Origin of the sequence: Streptomyces sp. NBC_00859 (assembly GCF_045161865.1) — a bacterium.
Lineage (GTDB): Bacteria > Actinomycetota > Actinomycetes > Streptomycetales > Streptomycetaceae > Streptomyces.
This window is the reverse complement of sequence record NZ_CP108826.1, coordinates 6,375,001-6,390,701: the sequence shown is the minus strand read 5'-3', so window position 1 is coordinate 6,390,701 and position 15,701 is coordinate 6,375,001. Positions and strand designations below refer to the sequence as shown.

The following is a 15,701-nucleotide window of genomic DNA, read 5'->3' as shown; positions in this document are numbered from 1 at the left end:
AGCCTCAGCCGTCGGTGGCGGACTGCGTCAACTCGTCGTAGACGCTCAGCACTTGCGCCACGGTCTCGTCCTCGGTCGGCCAGCTCGCGGCCTGGGCCAGGCCCGCGTGGGCGAGCTCGTCCCGCCGAGCAGGGTCGGCCAGCAGCGCGCTCACCCGCGCGGCGAGCGCCCCGGGATCGCCGTACGGGACGAGTTCGGCCGCGTCGCCCACCAGCTCGGGCACCCCGCCGACCGCCGTAGCGACCAGTGGCACCCCCAGCCGCAGCGCCTCCTGCGCCACCAGTGAGCGCGCCTCCCAACGGCTGCACAGCACCGCGACATCGGCGGACGCGAGGAGCTCCGTCACATCGTCGCGGCTGCCGATGAGCCGGACCGCGAGCGCGTCGGCCTCGATACGGCTCTGCAGCACGGCACGCTCGACGCCCTCTCCGGCGATCACCAGCAGCGGTACCGGGTCGAGGTGCTGCCAGAGCCGGGCGGCGTCCAGCAGTGTCCCGTATCCGTGGTGCGGGACCAGACTGCCCACCGCCATCACCAACGGCCTCCCGACCGCGCCCATTTCCGCACGCGCCTTGCTCTCCGCCCCGCCGGCGGCCACCCGGGGCGCCGGGACGGCGACCGGCGCGAGTCGCGCGTCGCGCGCGCCCCGGCTGCGCGCCCTGTCGACCAGTTCGGACGACGTACCGAGCACAACTGCCGCAGCTCTGGCGGCCCTTCGCTCCATCAGCCGCAGGAGGCGGCCCCTGGCTCCCTCGGCGTGCGGGCGGGTGTGCCAGGTGACGACCAGGGGCAGCCGCAGTCCACTGAGCGCCAACGAGGTCCGCACGGCGGCGTTCAGCCCGTGGGCGTGGACGACGTCGGCCCGCAGGCAGGCGGCGCGCAGCGCGGTGACGGACGCCGGATCACTGCGCCGGGGCACGGGCACGAAGTGCGCGCCCGTCCCGCTGAAGCCGTACGCACGCTCCAGCTCGACGGGGGCGCACACCGTGACGTGCACGCCCCGCTCGACCAGGCCCGCGGAGACGGACCGGACGTGGGCGCTGCCGCCGGCGCTGCCGCCGCCCAGCACCTGGACGGCGCGGAGAGGTGAACGGCCGTACGGCGGGACCTGGGTGCTGCTCACTGACCGGAGCTCCTGAGTCGGCGTCGGACGGATGGTGCGCCCCAGGATGCCAGCCCGCACGCGCGTTCCGGCACTCTCCGAAGGCCTGAGCCCCGCTACCGTCGCGTCAACGCGCCGGAGCTGTCACCCGCACGGGTGAGCCGCGGCTCACCCGGCTGCCACCCGGCTCACCCTGTCACCGTACGCGGCTGCGGCGATCACCGCTGCCGCGTGGACGGCGAGTCCGGCCCGCCCGTTTCCCGCGACAACTGCCACGCCGAGGGCGGCGCCGAGCGCGTGCGCCCCCGCGTCGCCGAGCATGGTCTGTTCGGCCAGGTCGTCGATGACGACCGCCGATGCGGCTCCCAGCGGTGCGGCGGCAAGCGCGCCGGCCGGGCCGCGCCGCAGCAGACCGGGCGCCGCGAGGCCGATGACGGCGACGGCCGCCCTCCCCGGGCGTACGTCCACCAGGTTGACGAAGTGGGCGGTGCCGGCGACGACGACACCGGCGAGTATCCGGTCGACGGGGCGGTCCTTGAGCATCGCGCCCGCGGCCATACCCGCCGCGCCGATACCGAGGAGCTTCACGGTGCCGCTGGTGATCTCACCGTGGCCCAGGGCCCGGAGATGGGCACGGAAACCGCGGCGCGGGTCGCCCGCACCGGCGGTGTCGTCGTAGGCCCCGCAGGCCCCGGCCGTGAGCACGGCAAGCGTGGCCGCGCCTCGGGCGCGGGGCGGAAGGGTCCCGGCAACCGCGCCGACCGCGGCTCCGACCGTGGCGGCCGGGCCGGCGCAGAGGTCGACCGTGCGCCCCGCGTAGTTGGTGCGCTCCCAGCGCGGCGAGCCGCCCGGCAGCCGGCTGCGCAGACCTGTCGCCACGGCGCGGGTCGCGCCGAACGAGGCGAGGAGTGCGGCGGTACGGGCGCCGTGTCTGATCATGCGTTCCACCCTAGGCCTCGTGCGGGAGGGTCCCGGCGGCACCCCGGAACTCCGGGCGCGAACCCCCGTCAGCGCCGCTCCCCCGCAGCCCGGCTGCCGGCCCGCCGCCGCGGGCCGGCCCTCCGCGGGGTCCCGCTCAGCCGTCGGCCCGCGCCGTGGCCAGCAGCTCCTCGGCGTGTGCCCGCGCCGCTTCCGAGTCCTCCTGGCCGGCGAGCATCCGGGAGAGCTCCCGGACCCGGTCCTCGCCCTCCAGGACCGTGACACCACTGCGGGTCACCGAGCCGTCGTTCGTCTTCTCGACGAGCAGCTGCCGGTCCGCGAAGGCGGCCACCTGCGGAAGGTGGGTCACGACCACGACCTGAGCGGACCTGGCGAGCCTGGCGAGCCGACGGCCCACCTCCACTGCCGCCTTGCCGCCGACCCCTGCGTCGACCTCGTCGAAGAGGTACGTCGGTACGGGGTCGGACCCCGCGAAGACGACCTCGACCGCGAGCATCACCCGGGAAAGCTCACCGCCCGACGCCCCCTTGGAGATGGGCCGGGCGGCCGCACCGGGGTGCGGGGCGAGCAGCAGTTCCACCTCGTCGGCACCCAGCGGGCCGTAGGCGACGGTCCGCCCGCCGACCTCGACCCCTTCCGGGTCCTCGGTCTGCCGGATGTCGATCGACACCCGCGCGTGCGGCATGGCCAGCGAGGCGAGTTCGGCGGTGACGGCGCCCGCGAACCGTTCGGCTGCTTCCGTACGGGCGTCGGTCAGCGTCTGCGCGAGTCCCGACAGTTCGGAGCGCAGCGCGTCGTGCTCCGCTGTCAGCTCGCCGATCCGGTCGTCGTCCCCCTCCAGCTCGGCGAGGCGCGCGGCGCTCTCCTCGGCCCAGGCCAGCACGGCCGCGATGTCCTGTCCGTACTTACGGGTCAGCTGTGTCAGCGCGGCCCGCCGTTCCTCCACGGCGGCGAGCCGCAGCGGATCGGCGTCGAGGTCGTCCGCGTACCCGGCCAGCTCCCCCGACACGTCGGCGAGCAGGATGCCGATCTCACCGATGCGTTCGGCGAGCGCGGCCAGCGCGGGGTCGTGGCTGCGTACGGCGTCCAGCGCCCGGCCCGACCCGGCGACGAGCGTCGTCGCGTCGACGCTCTCGGGGTCCTCCGGATTGCCGACGAGAGCGGTGTGCGCGGCGGACGCTGCGGACGCGAGCGCCTCGGCGTGCCCCAGCCGCTCGGCCTCCGCAGCGAGTTCGGTGTCCTCGCCCGGGAGCGGATCGACCGCTGCGATCTCATCGAGACCGAAGCGGAGCAGGTCCGCCTCCTGGGCCCGCTCACGCGCCCGGGTGGTCAGCTCGTCGAGCTCCGCGGCGACGGCGCGCAGCCGCTTGTAGGCAGCCGCGTACTTCGTGTGCGGGCCGGCCACGGCGTCTCCCGCGTACCGGTCGAGGGCCTGGCGCTGTCTGGCCGGGCGCAGCAGTCCCTGCTGGTCGGTCTGCCCGTGGACGGCGACCAGTTCGTCGGCGATCTCGGCGAGCAGCCCGACAGGTACGGAACGTCCGCCGATGTGCGCCCGGGAGCGCCCTTCGGCGGAGACGGTCCGGCTGATGAGCAGCGCGCCCTCGTCGAGTTCGGCGCCCGCCTCCTCGGCCCGTACCGCGGCCGGCGCACCCGGGGGCAGCACGATCCGCCCCTCGACCACCGCCGACTTGGCTCCGAGCCGCACCAGGGCGGCGTCGGCGCGCCCGCCGAGCAGCAGCCCGAGGCTGGTCACGACCATGGTCTTGCCCGCGCCGGTCTCACCGGTCACCGCGGTGAAACCGGGTGAAAGCTCCACCACAGCGTCGTCGATGACTCCGAGCGACCGTATCCGCATCTCCTCCAACACGCACATGACCATACGAGGTTTCCCGGGTCCCGTGCGACGTGGCCCGGTCGGCGGGGCCCCGGCACGGCCGCGCGGGACGCCTCGCGCGGCCGTGGAGCAGTCAGTGCGGCGCCCCGCGCCAGCCCGCCACCGGCAGCGCGAACTTGGCCACGAGACGGTCGGTGAACGACGCGTGGTGCAGCCGTGCCAGCCGTACGGGTACGGCGCCCCTGCGCACCTCGACGCGCGCCCCCGCGGGCAGCTCCACCGAACGGCGCCCGTCGCACCACAGGACGCCGTGCGGGGTGTGCGGCTGCACCTCGACCGCGAGGATGGACGAGGGAGAGGTCACCAGCGGTTTGGCGAACAGGGCGTGCGCGCCGATGGGCACCATCAGGAGCGCCTCCACCTCCGGCCAGATCACCGGTCCTCCGGCAGAGAAGGCGTACGCGGTCGAACCGGTCGGGGTCGCGCAGACGACGCCGTCGCAGCCGAAGCCGGTCACCGGACGGCCGTCGATCTCCAGTACGACCTCCAGCATCCGCTCGGGCTCGGTCTTCTGCACGGCGGCCTCGTTGAGCGCCCAGTCCCGGTGCACGATGTCGCCGTTGTTGTGGACGAGGACGTCGACGGTCATCCGCTCCTCGACCTCGTACGACCGGCTGACCACCCGGTCCACGACCTTGTCGAGGTCGTCGCGCTCGGCCTCGGCGAGGAAGCCGACCCGGCCCAGGTTGACGCCGAGCATCGGCACCCCGGACGCGCGGGCGAACTCGGCACCGCGCAGCAGCGTTCCGTCGCCGCCCAGCACGATCAGCAGTTCACAGCCGTCGAGGCAGGCGGGTGTCGCCTCGGCGACGAGTTCGACCGAGGGCGGTACGGGCAGATCGGCCGCCTCCGCCACCAGGACCCGCACCCGCAGCCCGTTCTTCAGCAGGCCCTCCACGACGCGCTCCGCGCTGCGGATGGCGGCGGGCCGCCCGGTGTGAGCGAGCAGGAAGACCGTGCGTTCGGCGGTGGACGCCGCCGCCGGTACGGTTCCCGGTGCTGCCGGAGCGTGCGCCGGTGGTACTCCCGGCCATGAACCAGCTGCCGATGGTGATGCTTCATCCGTCACTGCGGCCCCTCCGCCACTGCACGCTCCACATTCGCCGGATCGAGTGCGGGCGCATCCGCCCGCAGCCACAGAAAGTACTCGACGTTTCCCGATGGCCCCGGCAGCGGGCTGGCGGTGACACCCCGCACACCGAGTCCGAGCCCGGCCGCCTGCCCGGCCACGGTCCTTACCGTCTCCGCGCGCAGCTCCGGGCTGCGGACCACACCCCCGCTGCCCAGCCGGTCCCTGCCGATCTCGAACTGCGGTTTGACCATCAGCACCAGATCGGCGCCGGGGCCCGCGCACCGCACGAGAGCGGGCAGAACCAGGCCCAGGGCGATGAACGAGAGGTCTCCGACGACGAGGTCCACGGGCGTTCCGCCGATGTCGTCCAGCGTCAACTCGCGTACGTTCGTACGGTCCTTGACGGTGACGCGGTCGTCGCTCTGCAGCGACCAGGCGAGCTGCCCGTATCCGACGTCCACCGCGACGACGTGTGCCGCGCCCGCCCGCAGCAGCACGTCGGTGAAGCCGCCGGTGGACGCGCCCGCGTCGAGCGCCCGCCGCCCTTCGACGCGCAGCCCCAGCGGTGTGAACGCCGCGAAGGCGCCGGCGAGCTTGTGCCCGCCGCGCGAGACGTAGTCGGGGTCGTCGTCGTCCTTGCGTACGACCACGGCGGCGCTCGTCTCCACCTGGGTGGCCGCCTTGGTCGCGGTGGCGCCCGCGACGGTTACCCGCCCTGCCGCGATGAGCTGGCTCGCGTGCTCCCGCGAGCGGGCGAGACTCCGGCGGACCAGCTCGGCGTCGAGACGCCGGCGTGCCACTCCTGCCACGTTCGGTTCAGCTCCTGCTGTTGTGAGGGACGTTGTGAGGGAGGGGGCCACCGGCCGGGACCGGCGGTCCGGGCGGTGCGTCCAGCGCGTCCAGCGCATCGCGCAGCCCCTGGTGTACATCTTCGTACACCTCGACATGTCCGCCGGCAGCGAGGTGGTCGGCGTCGGCCAGCCGGTCGAGTACCGCGTCCACCCCGCTGTTCCCGGTCGGCGTGCGGGCCACCCCCAGCGGCGCAGGGGTGTCTTCCGTACCGTCCTGGCTCCCGGCCCGCGCCCCGGCGGGCTCCGGCATCACGTCACTCATGCCCAGACGCTACCGCGAAGCACTGCGGTACGGTCGGTCACGATGGCGACGACAGAAGAGTGCCGCAGCGCCCTCGACAGGCTCTCGGACAACATGACAGAGGCGAACAGCCAGGTACGCGGCGCGGCGGCTCAGGACCGCTCACTGAGCTGCCACATCACCGACCTCGACATCACCTTCACCGGGCGCCTGGTGGACGGCCGGATCCAGGTCCTGGACACCGTCCAGGGCCCGCCGCCCGAGAAGGCCCAGATCCGGCTGGCGATGAAGGGCGACGACCTGGTGGCCCTGGTCGGGGGCGAGCTGAACTTCGCGAAGGCCTGGGGCTCGGGGCGGGTCCGGCTCGAGGCGGGCTTCCGTGATCTGCTGCGCCTCAGGACACTGCTGTAGCCGCGGCCGTCCCCGGTGTACGGGCCCGGCGCCCGGCGGGAACCACCAGCGGTGTCCCCGTCTCCGGGTCGTCGATGATCTGGCACCGCAGCCCGAACACCTTCTCCACCAGCCCTGCCGTGACCACTTCCGCGGGCGGCCCCTCGGCGACGATCTCGCCCTCCCGCATCGCGATGAGGTGGGTCGCGTAGCGCGCGGCGTGGTTCAGGTCGTGCAGTACGGCCACCAGAGTGCGCCCCTGGGTCTCGTGCAGTTCGGCGCAGAGGTCCAGCACGTCGATCTGGTGCTGGATGTCGAGGAAGGTCGTCGGCTCGTCGAGCAGGAGCAGCGGCGTCTGCTGGGCGAGCGCCATCGCGATCCACACGCGTTGGCGCTGGCCCCCGGAGAGTTCGTCGACGTAGCGGTCGGCGAGCTCACCGATCCGCGTCGACGCCATGGATTCCTCGACGATGCGCTCGTCCTCCGGCGACCACTGGCGCAGCAGCCCCTGGTGCGGGTAGCGGCCGCGCGCCACCAGGTCGGCGACGGTGATGCCGTCGGGGGCGATGGAGGACTGCGGAAGCAGCCCCAGCGTCCTGGCCACCTTCTTGGCGGGCATCGAGCCGATCACCTGGCCGTCGAGCAGCACCCGCCCCTGGGAGGGCTTCAGCATGCGCGACAGCGCGCGCAGCAGTGTCGACTTGCCACAGGCATTCGGCCCGACGATGACGGTGAAGGAGTTGTCGGGGATCTCCACCGAGAGGTTCTCGGCGATGGTCCGCTGCTCGTAGCCGAGGGTGACCGATTCGGCGGTGAGTCGCTGCATGGTCGTACTCCTGGTTGTCATCAGATCCGTCCTGCCTTGCGTTCGGAGACCAGCAGCCACAGCAGGTAGCAGCCGCCGAGGACTCCGGTCACCACGCCCACCGGAAGCTGCCGGTCACCGAAGGCCCGCTGGGCGATCCAGTCGGCGACGACCAGCAGGGCGGAGCCCATGAAGGCCGACGGGAGGAGATTGGCGCCCGGCGAGCGGGTCAGCCGCCGGGCCAGCTGGGGAGCGCTGAGCGCGACGAAGGCGATCGGTCCGGCGGCGGCGGTGGCCACAGCGGTGAGCAGGACGGCGGCCAGCATCAGCACCAGCCGGGTCCGCTCGACCCGCACCCCCAGGGCGTACGCGGCGTCGTCGCCCATCTCCAGCATCCTGAGGTTGCGCCCGTATCCGAGCACCAGCGGTATCAGGACCACGCAGGCGGCGAGCAGTGGCCAGACCTGCGACCAGTCACGGCCGTCGAGCGATCCGGTCATCCACACGACGGCGCGGGTCGCGTCGACGAGATTGGCCTTGGTCAGCAGATAGCTGTTGCAGGCGGTGAGCATCGCGGCGGCGCCGATTCCGACGAGGACCAGCCGGTAGCCGTGCACGCCGCGCTTCCACGCCAGCAGGTACACGGCGACGCCGGTGACGAGACCACCGACGACCGCCCCGCCGGCCACCGCCGTGGCACCACCGTGGAAGAGCACGATCACGGAGAGCGCCCCGACACTGGCGCCCTGTCCGAAACCGATCACGTCCGGGCTGCCCAGCGGATTGCGGGAGATGGACTGGAAGACGGCTCCTCCGACGCCCAGCGCCGCTCCGACGAGGAGACCGACGAGCGCCCTGGGCAGCCGCAGATCGCTGACGATGAACTCCTGGGCCGTGCTGCCGTTGCCGAGGAGCGTGCGGATCACATCGGCGGGTGCGATCGGGAAGTCACCGCTGCCGATGAGCACCACGCCGGCCACCAGCGCGACCACCGCGAGGAGTACGACGACGACCGCGGCCCTGACGTCGACCCGCAGGGAGACCCCGCCCCGGGTCCGTATCGCATGGATCGCTTTCACAGCTGAGTCATCCTCCGGCGGCGTACGAGAAAGATGAAGACGGGACCGCCGATGAGCGCGGTCACGATGCCGACCTGGAGCTCGGCGGGCCGGGCGACCAGCCGGCCGACGACATCGGCGCCCAGCAGCAGGACGGGCGAGAGGACAGCCGCGTACGGGAGTGTCCAGCGCATGTCGGGACCGGTGATGGCCCGGACGATGTGCGGGACCATCAGCCCGATGAAGACGATCGGGCCGCAGGCGGCGGTGGCCGAACCGCAGAGCAGGGTGACGGCGACCATGGCGAGCACCCGGGTACGCGTCAGATGCGCGCCGAGCGCCCTGGCCGTGTCGTCGCCCAGCGCCATCGCGTTGAGCGGGCGGCCGAGCAGCAGCGCGACGAGCAGCCCGACCACCACGAAGGGCCAGACCTCCGAGACGGTGCCGGTCGTGGCCGTGGCCAGCGAACCGACCGTCCAGAAGCGCATCTTGTCCAGCGCGGCCGAGTCCAGCAGCTGTACGGCGTTGACGTAGCCGAACAGTGCCGCGGTGACAGCCGTACCGGCGAGCGCGAGCCTGACCGGGGTGGCTCCGCGGCTCCCGCTCAGTACGTACACGAGCACCGAGACGACGGCGGCGCCCGCGAACGCGAACCACACATAGCCGGTGAAGGAACTGACACCGAGAAAGCTCATGGCGGAGACCACCGCGGCGGACGCCCCCGCGTTGACGCCCAGAACCCCGGGCTCGGCGAGCGGGTTGCGGGTGAGCGCCTGCATCACCGCTCCCGCGACCCCGAGCGCGGCCCCGACGAGGAGCCCCAGCACGGTGCGCGGTACCCGCACGTCCCGGATCAGGACGTCGTTGCCGCTGCCCGAACCGTGCACCAGGCCGTGCCACACATCGCCGACCGGCACCGCCTTGGCACCGACCGCGATGCTGGCGACGACGACCACGAGGAGCACGGCCAGCGAGAGCAGCAGCCCCGCGGCGCGCGCGGCGTTGTGCTTGGGGGGCGCGGGAGCTTGCTCCGCGCTCTGTCTGGAGGGACTGTCGACCAACACGTGGTTAGGTTAGCCTACCCTCCCATAATTCTTCGAGGAGGGAGACGCCCCGGTACGGTCAGAGCCCGATGCGCGACAACGCGTCGCCCGCGCCGGCACCGTACGTACCGTCACCGGCGTACGTCCAGGCCGCGGCACACAGCGCCCGCAGACCGTCCAGCGGTTCCCCGTCACCCTCGACGACCGTCTGCCCGTCCTGTACGGAAGCAGTCCAGCCACCGCAGCGGAACGCACCGCCGTCCCCGGTCACTTCGGGCTGCGCGGTGAGCAGTCCCCGCAGGTCGGCGTCCACGTAGGTCGGCCGGTGCTCGGGCGGGGCGGCCAGCAGCTGCGCCGCGTCCGTCACGCCCGTCAGTACGAGCAGCGAGTCCACGCCTCCGTTGAACGCGCCCTCGATATCGGTGTCCAGCCGGTCCCCGACGACCAGCGGCCGCTCGGCGCCGGTCCGCAGCACGGTCTCCCGGTGCATCGGGGGCAGCGGCTTCCCGGCCACCTGCGGCTCGGCCCCGGTAGCGATGCGGACGACCTCGACCGCGGCCCCGTTCCCGGGGGCGATCCCCCGCGCACTGGGAATGGTCAGATCCGTGTTGGAAACGAACCACGGCAGACCGTTGTTGATCGCATACCCGGCCTCGGCGAACCGTGCCCATGTCATGTCGGGGCCGCCGTACCCCTGAGCAACCGCCACCGGGGAGTCGTCCGCGGAGTCCACCGGCACCAGGCCCCGTTCGCGCAGCGCGAGCCGGAGTCCCTCCCCGCCGATGACCAGCACCCTGGCCCCCGGCGGAACCTGATCGGCGATCAGCCGGGACACCGCCTGGGCCGATGTGATGACATCGGCGGCATCGGCCGGCACCCCCAGCTCGGTGAGGTGGCGCGCCACCGCGTCCGGCGGCCGCAGCGCGTTGTTGGTGACGTACGCGAGATGCATCCCGCCGTCCCGCGCGGTCCCGAGCGACTTCACAGCGTGGTCGATCGCCTCACCGCCCGCGTACACCACACCGTCCAGGTCGAGCAGGGCTGTGTCGTACGTCTCACTCAGCGCCGTCTTCATGCCGTCGGGGCTGGTCCTGGTCTGCCGGGTCATCGCACTCCTCGTTGGCTGTCCTTCTCCCGATCATCCCGTACGACGGATCCCCACATACCATGCACCAATGACTTCAAGTGGTCGGCATGCGGACAACGGGCTGCGGCTTCTCCCTTTCCGCGGAGTGCGTTACGTCCCTGAACGCGTGGGGAGCCTCGCGGCCGTCACCTCTCCCCCGTACGACGTCGTCGTCAGGCCCGACGGGCTGCTGCACCTGGAGTCGGCCGATCCGCACAACATCGTCCGGCTGATCCTGCCGCAGGCCGGTACGCCCGCCGCCCGTAACGAGAAGGCCGCGGCGACGCTCGCCCGCTGGATCGCGGACGGAATCCTCGCCGCCGACCCCGAGGCCGCCCTCTATGTGTACGAGCAGCGGAACGGCGACGTAATCCAGCGCGGGCTGATCGGCGCTCTGGCCCTCTCCGCCCCCGAGGAGGGCGTGGTCCTCCCCCACGAGGACGTGATGGCCGACATCGTCGAGGACCGGGCGGCGCTGATGCGGACCACGGCCGTCAACTTCGAACCGCTGCTTCTGACCTACCTGGGCGGCGCGACGGGAACCACGGGCGCGACGGCCGTCATCGAGCGGACCATAGCCGGGGCGCCGCTGCTCGCGACGACCACCGAGGACGGCTTCAGCCACCGGCTGTGGGCTCTCACGGACCCGGCGGAGATCGCGGAGGCGCAGTCGGACCTCGCGGGCCGTCAGGCTCTGATCGCCGACGGGCACCACCGGTGGGCCACTTATCTCCGGCTCCGCTCCGAACACCCGGGCCCCGGCCCGTGGGGGTACGGACTGGTCCTCCTCATCGACACGGTCCGCTATCCGCTCCAGGTCCGGGCGATCCACCGGGTACTGCACCGTCTGCCGGTCGCCGATGCGCTGGCCGCGCTCGACGGGGTCTTCCGGGTCCGTGCGCTCGACACGCTTGCGCAGGCACTCGACGCGCTGGCCGAGGCCGCGGCCTGCGGCAACGCCTTTCTGCTGGCCGGCGACGGCCGGTTCCATCTCGCCGACCGCCCTTCCGGGGAGCTGCTGGCCCGCACGGTCCCCGCGGACCACCCGGCAGCCTGGCGCTCCCTCGATGCGACCGTCCTCCACCACACGCTCCTGGACACGGTCTGGTCGGTCCCCGACACCCCTGAGCACATCGCGTACATCCATGCCACGGACGCGGCTGTCGAGCAGGCGGAGCGGCACGGCGGCACGGCTGTTCTGATGCATCCGGTACGCGAGGAGATCGTCCGGGAACTGGCCCGCCAAGGCGTGACGATGCCCCGCAAGTCCACCTCGTTCGGGCCGAAACCGGCGACCGGGCTCGTGCTGCGCAGCCTCACCATCGACTGAAACCACCGATACCGGGAAAAGGGCCGTACCCCGCTTTCGCGGGGTACGGCCCTCGTCGTTCTCAGCACGCGGCCTTCACCGGGCCGGCGGGGGGTCAGTCCCGGTCGGCTGCGGTGCCGTCGTCGTCCCCGCTGTGGCCGGGGGCGTCGGCCGGAGACTCCGCGGGCCCGTCGCCCGACTCGTCCTCGACGTCCACGAACTCGACGCCTTCCAGCTCGGCGAGCCGGTCCGAGGCGTCCGTCGACCCGTCCTTGTCCGACTCGATGGTCTTGGCGAACCACTCGCGCGCCTCGTCCTCACGCCCGGCCGCGAGCAGTGCGTCGGCGTAGGCGTAGCGCAGCCGAGCGGTCCACGGCTGTACGGAGTTCGACGCGAGCTCCGGACTCTGCAGCGTCACGATCGCCGCGTCGATCTGCCCCATGTCGCGGCGCGCACCGGCGGCGACGAGACGCATTTCGACCTGCCCCGCCTTGTCCAGCTTCTGCACCTCGGGCTCCCCGGCCATCGCCATCGCCCGCTCCGGCCGGCCCAGGCCACGCTCGCAGTCGGCCATGACCGGCCAGAGGTCGACCGTGCCGGTCATCCTCTTCGTGGCGCGGAACTCGGCGAGCGCCTCCGTGTACTTCTGGGTCGCGTACGCGGCGAAACCGGCCGCCTCACGCACAGCGGCGACCCGGGAGGCCAGCCGGAGCGCGATACGGGAGTACTCGTACGCCTCGTCCGGGTCCTCGTCGATCAGCCGGGCGACCATCACCAGGTTCTTGGCGACATCCTCGGCGAGGGTCTTGGGCAGGCTCATCAGCTCCTGCCGCACGTCCTTGTCGATCTCCTGACCGGTGACGTCTTCGGGGATCGGGAGCCGCTTGATCGGCTCGCGGTCGCGGTCACGGTCGTCACGCTGGAAACCGCCGCCGCGCTCGTCGCGCTGACCACCGCGGTATCCACCACGGTCCCGGTCGTCACGCTGGCCACCGCGGAATCCATCGCGGTCGCCGCCGGACGGGCGGCCGCCGCGGTCATTGCTCCGGTCGTAGCCGCCACCGCTGGGCCGGTCGTCACGGCGGAAACCGCCACCGCGCTCGTCGTCCCTGCGCGGGGCACCGGACGGCCGGTCGTCACGGCCACCACGGAACCCACCACCGGCACCGGCCGGGCGCCCACCACGGTCGTCACGGCGCGGACCACTGGACGAACGGTCGTCACGACGCTCGAAGCCACCGCCACCACCGGGGCGGCCACCCCGGCTGTCATCACGACGGTCACCACGGCTGTCATCGCGACGGAAGGACGGCCGGTCGTCACGACGGGCAAACCCACCCCCGCTGCTGGGACGCCCGCCACGGTCGTCATCGCGGCGCGGGCCGCTGGAAGGGCGGTCGTCACGACCACCACGGAACCCACCGCGGTCATTGCTCCGGTCGTCGCGCTGTCCGCCGCGGTATCCACCCCCGCTGCTGGGACGTCCGCCACGGTCGTCGTCACGACGGGGACCACTCGACGGCCGGTCGTCACGACCACCACGGAACCCACCGCGGTCATTGCTCCGGTCGTCGCGCTGTCCGCCGCGGTATCCACCCCCGCTGCTGGGACGTCCGCCACGGTCGTCATCACGACGGGGACCACTCGACGGCCGGTCGTCACGACCACCACGGAACCCACCACCGGCACCGGCCGGGCGCCCACCACGGTCGTCACGGCGCGGACCACTGGACGAACGGTCGTCACGACGCTCGAAGCCACCGCCACCACCGGGGCGGCCACCCCGGCTGTCATCACGACGGTCACCACGGCTGTCATCACGACGGAAGGACGGCCGGTCGTCGCGCTGTCCGCCGCGATATCCGCCACCGCTGCTGGGACGTCCGCCACGGTCGTCGTCACGACGGGGACCACTCGACGGCCGGTCGTCACGACCACCACGGAACCCACCACCGGCCGGACGCCCACCACGGTCGTCACGGAACCCACCACCGGCACCGGCCGGACGTCCACCACGGTCATCACGGCGCGGACCACTGGACGAACGGTCGTCACGACCGCCACGGAAGCCGCCGCTGCCGCCGCGGTTGTCGCCGCGGCTGCTGTCGTCACGGCGGAAACCACCACGGTCGTTGTCCCGGTTCGGGCCGCTGGATCGGTTGTCACGACCACCGCGGAATCCGCCCTGGTCACCGCCGTCCCGGCGACGCGGCTCGCGCTCCGGTCGGTCGTCGGGAGAGTTGGTGGACATGGGTGGGGCTCCTGTCTTCGGGTACCGCAGTCATTCTCACGCAATCGGCGATCCGACGCGCTTCGGGAAATAAAAAAAGGACCTTTGGTCCCAGCGCTGAACGCTGGGACCAAAGGTCCTTCAAAGATTGTTCGGCGGCGTCCTACTCTCCCACAGGGTCCCCCCTGCAGTACCATCGGCGCTGAAAGGCTTAGCTTCCGGGTTCGGAATGTAACCGGGCGTTTCCCTAACGCTATGACCACCGAAACCCTATTTGGGCTCTAGCGAACAAGCACACTCTTCAATTAAGTAAGTGAAACAAGTCCCGCCGGCACGATAGTTCGTGGCCTGGGAACAACACAGTGGACGCGAGCAACTGAGGACAAGCCCTCGGCCTATTAGTACCAGTCAGCTCCACCCGTTACCGGGCTTCCACATCTGGCCTATCAACCCAGTCGTCTACTGGGAGCCTTAACCCCTCAAAGGGGGTGGGAATACTCATCTCGAAGCAGGCTTCCCGCTTAGATGCTTTCAGCGGTTATCCTTTCCGAACGTAGCCAACCAGCCATGCCCTTGGCAGGACAACTGGCACACCAGAGGTTCGTCCGTCCCGGTCCTCTCGTACTAGGGACAGCCCTTCTCAATATTCCTACGCGCGCAGAGGATAGGGACCGAACTGTCTCACGACGTTCTAAACCCAGCTCGCGTACCGCTTTAATGGGCGAACAGCCCAACCCTTGGGACCGACTCCAGCCCCAGGATGCGACGAGCCGACATCGAGGTGCCAAACCATCCCGTCGATATGGACTCTTGGGGAAGATCAGCCTGTTATCCCCGGGGTACCTTTTATCCGTTGAGCGACAGCGCTTCCACAAGCCACTGCCGGATCACTAGTCCCGACTTTCGTCCCTGCTCGACCCGTCGGTCTCACAGTCAAGCTCCCTTGTGCACTTACACTCAACACCTGATTGCCAACCAGGCTGAGGGAACCTTTGGGCGCCTCCGTTACTCTTTAGGAGGCAACCGCCCCAGTTAAACTACCCATCAGACACTGTCCCTGATCCGGATCACGGACCGAGGTTAGACATCCAGCACGACCAGAGTGGTATTTCAACGACGACTCCACAACCACTGGCGTGGCCGCTTCAAAGTCTCCCACCTATCCTACACAAGCCGAACCGAACACCAATATCAAACTGTAGTAAAGGTCCCGGGGTCTTTCCGTCCTTCTGCGCGAAACGAGCATCTTTACTCGTAGTGCAATTTCACCGGGCCTATGGTTGAGACAGTCGAGAAGTCGTTACGCCATTCGTGCAGGTCGGAACTTACCCGACAAGGAATTTCGCTACCTTAGGATGGTTATAGTTACCACCGCCGTTTACTGGCGCTTAAGTTCTCAGCTTCGCCACACCGAAATGTGACTAACCGGTCCCCTTAACGTTCCAGCACCGGGCAGGCGTCAGTCCGTATACATCGCCTTACGGCTTCGCACGGACCTGTGTTTTTAGTAAACAGTCGCTTCTCGCTGGTCTCTGCGGCCACCCCCAGCTCACCGAGTAAATCGGATCACCAGAAATGGCCCCCCTTCTCCCGAAGTTACGGGGGCATTTTGCCGAGTTCCTTAACCATAGTTCACCCGAA

At 70.9% G+C, this 15,701-nt stretch carries 14 protein-coding genes and 2 rRNA genes (1 of these 16 running past the window's edge); 2 read left to right on the top strand and 14 right to left on the bottom strand.

Annotated features, from left to right (window positions below):
* Positions 1–4 precede the first annotated feature (4 nt).
* The 6 genes from OG584_RS28080 to OG584_RS28055 form a co-directional block, all read right to left on the bottom strand.
* Positions 5–1,123 (bottom strand): glycosyltransferase family 4 protein, encoded by a 1,119-nt coding sequence (locus tag OG584_RS28080; RefSeq protein WP_405781948.1) that lies wholly within the window; start codon positions 1,121–1,123, stop codon positions 5–7.
* Positions 1,124–1,270: 147 nt separating this feature from the next.
* Positions 1,271–2,041 (bottom strand): hypothetical protein, encoded by a 771-nt coding sequence (locus OG584_RS28075; RefSeq protein WP_405781947.1) that lies wholly within the window; start codon positions 2,039–2,041, stop codon positions 1,271–1,273.
* Between the two features lie 136 nt (positions 2,042–2,177).
* Positions 2,178–3,920, bottom strand: coding sequence for a DNA repair protein RecN (gene recN, locus OG584_RS28070; protein ID WP_405781946.1), 1,743 nt, complete (start codon positions 3,918–3,920; stop codon positions 2,178–2,180).
* A gap of 88 nt (positions 3,921–4,008) precedes the next feature.
* On the bottom strand, positions 4,009–5,004 hold the full coding sequence (locus tag OG584_RS28065; protein WP_405781944.1) for an NAD kinase: 996 nt from the start codon (positions 5,002–5,004) through the stop codon (positions 4,009–4,011).
* The gene (locus OG584_RS28060) at positions 5,001–5,816 is read right to left on the bottom strand and encodes a TlyA family RNA methyltransferase (protein ID WP_405781943.1); all 816 of its coding nucleotides are present in this window, start codon (positions 5,814–5,816) and stop codon (positions 5,001–5,003) included. The genes OG584_RS28065 and OG584_RS28060 overlap by 4 nt, the downstream gene beginning before the upstream one ends.
* Positions 5,817–5,823: 7 nt before the next feature.
* On the bottom strand, positions 5,824–6,120 hold the full coding sequence (locus OG584_RS28055; protein WP_405781941.1) for a hypothetical protein: 297 nt from the start codon (positions 6,118–6,120) through the stop codon (positions 5,824–5,826).
* A gap of 42 nt (positions 6,121–6,162) precedes the next feature.
* On the opposite strand from OG584_RS28055, the gene OG584_RS28050 reads away from it, so the two are divergent.
* On the top strand, positions 6,163–6,510 hold the full coding sequence (locus tag OG584_RS28050) for an SCP2 sterol-binding domain-containing protein (protein WP_405781939.1): 348 nt from the start codon (positions 6,163–6,165) through the stop codon (positions 6,508–6,510).
* Here the strand turns inward: OG584_RS28050 and OG584_RS28045 are convergent.
* Genes OG584_RS28045 through OG584_RS28030 form a run of 4 tightly spaced genes read right to left on the bottom strand, consistent with a single transcriptional unit; the run spans position 6,494 to position 10,503 of the window.
* Complete coding sequence (locus tag OG584_RS28045) at positions 6,494–7,315, bottom strand: ABC transporter ATP-binding protein (RefSeq protein ID WP_405781938.1); 822 nt, start codon at positions 7,313–7,315, stop codon at positions 6,494–6,496. The two genes, OG584_RS28050 and OG584_RS28045, sit on opposite strands and share 17 nt — an antisense overlap.
* Before the next feature lie 20 nt (positions 7,316–7,335).
* Positions 7,336–8,373 (bottom strand): FecCD family ABC transporter permease, encoded by a 1,038-nt coding sequence (locus tag OG584_RS28040; RefSeq protein WP_405781936.1) that lies wholly within the window; start codon positions 8,371–8,373, stop codon positions 7,336–7,338.
* Positions 8,370–9,416 carry a FecCD family ABC transporter permease gene (locus OG584_RS28035; protein WP_405781934.1) on the bottom strand — a complete coding sequence of 349 codons (1,047 nt, stop codon included), beginning with the start codon at positions 9,414–9,416 and terminating at the stop codon, positions 8,370–8,372. Before OG584_RS28035 ends, OG584_RS28040 begins: the two co-directional genes overlap by 4 nt.
* Before the next feature lie 58 nt (positions 9,417–9,474).
* Entirely contained in the window at positions 9,475–10,503 is a 1,029-nt protein-coding gene (locus OG584_RS28030; protein ID WP_405781933.1) for an HAD hydrolase-like protein, read from the bottom strand.
* Positions 10,504–10,570: 67 nt separating this feature from the next.
* Here OG584_RS28030 and OG584_RS28025 point away from each other — a divergent pair, with 67 nt between their 5' ends.
* Positions 10,571–11,851 (top strand): DUF1015 family protein, encoded by a 1,281-nt coding sequence (locus tag OG584_RS28025; protein WP_405781932.1) that lies wholly within the window; start codon positions 10,571–10,573, stop codon positions 11,849–11,851.
* A gap of 94 nt (positions 11,852–11,945) precedes the next feature.
* Here OG584_RS28025 and OG584_RS28020 read toward each other — a convergent pair whose 3' ends face one another.
* From OG584_RS28020 to OG584_RS28005, 4 genes are all read right to left on the bottom strand, one after another.
* A complete protein-coding gene (locus OG584_RS28020) occupies positions 11,946–12,650 on the bottom strand; it encodes a hypothetical protein (protein WP_405781931.1) in 705 nt (234 codons plus the stop codon).
* Complete coding sequence (locus tag OG584_RS28015) at positions 12,650–13,942, bottom strand: hypothetical protein (protein WP_405781929.1); 1,293 nt, start codon at positions 13,940–13,942, stop codon at positions 12,650–12,652. Before OG584_RS28015 ends, OG584_RS28020 begins: the two co-directional genes overlap by 1 nt.
* A gap of 268 nt (positions 13,943–14,210) precedes the next feature.
* A 5S ribosomal RNA gene (rrf, locus tag OG584_RS28010) occupies positions 14,211–14,327 on the bottom strand.
* A 111-nt stretch (positions 14,328–14,438) separates the two neighbouring features.
* Positions 14,439–15,701, bottom strand: a 23S ribosomal RNA gene (locus OG584_RS28005); it runs 1,862 nt beyond the window's last position.

Bases quoted from the DNA above. Each gene is read 5' to 3' on its own strand.
- OG584_RS28045 (WP_405781938.1), bottom strand. From the start codon at position 7,315: ATGCAGCGACTCACCGCCGAATCGGTCACCCTCGGCTACGAGCAGCGG.
- OG584_RS28025 (WP_405781932.1), top strand. From the start codon at position 10,571: ATGACTTCAAGTGGTCGGCATGCGGACAACGGGCTGCGGCTTCTCCCT.
- OG584_RS28055 (WP_405781941.1), bottom strand. From the start codon at position 6,120: ATGAGTGACGTGATGCCGGAGCCCGCCGGGGCGCGGGCCGGGAGCCAG.
- OG584_RS28050 (WP_405781939.1), top strand. From the start codon at position 6,163: ATGGCGACGACAGAAGAGTGCCGCAGCGCCCTCGACAGGCTCTCGGAC.
- OG584_RS28075 (WP_405781947.1), bottom strand. From the start codon at position 2,041: ATGATCAGACACGGCGCCCGTACCGCCGCACTCCTCGCCTCGTTCGGC.
- recN (WP_405781946.1), bottom strand. From the start codon at position 3,920: ATGGTCATGTGCGTGTTGGAGGAGATGCGGATACGGTCGCTCGGAGTC.
- OG584_RS28020 (WP_405781931.1), bottom strand. From the start codon at position 12,650: ATGAGCCTGCCCAAGACCCTCGCCGAGGATGTCGCCAAGAACCTGGTG.
- OG584_RS28030 (WP_405781933.1), bottom strand. From the start codon at position 10,503: ATGACCCGGCAGACCAGGACCAGCCCCGACGGCATGAAGACGGCGCTG.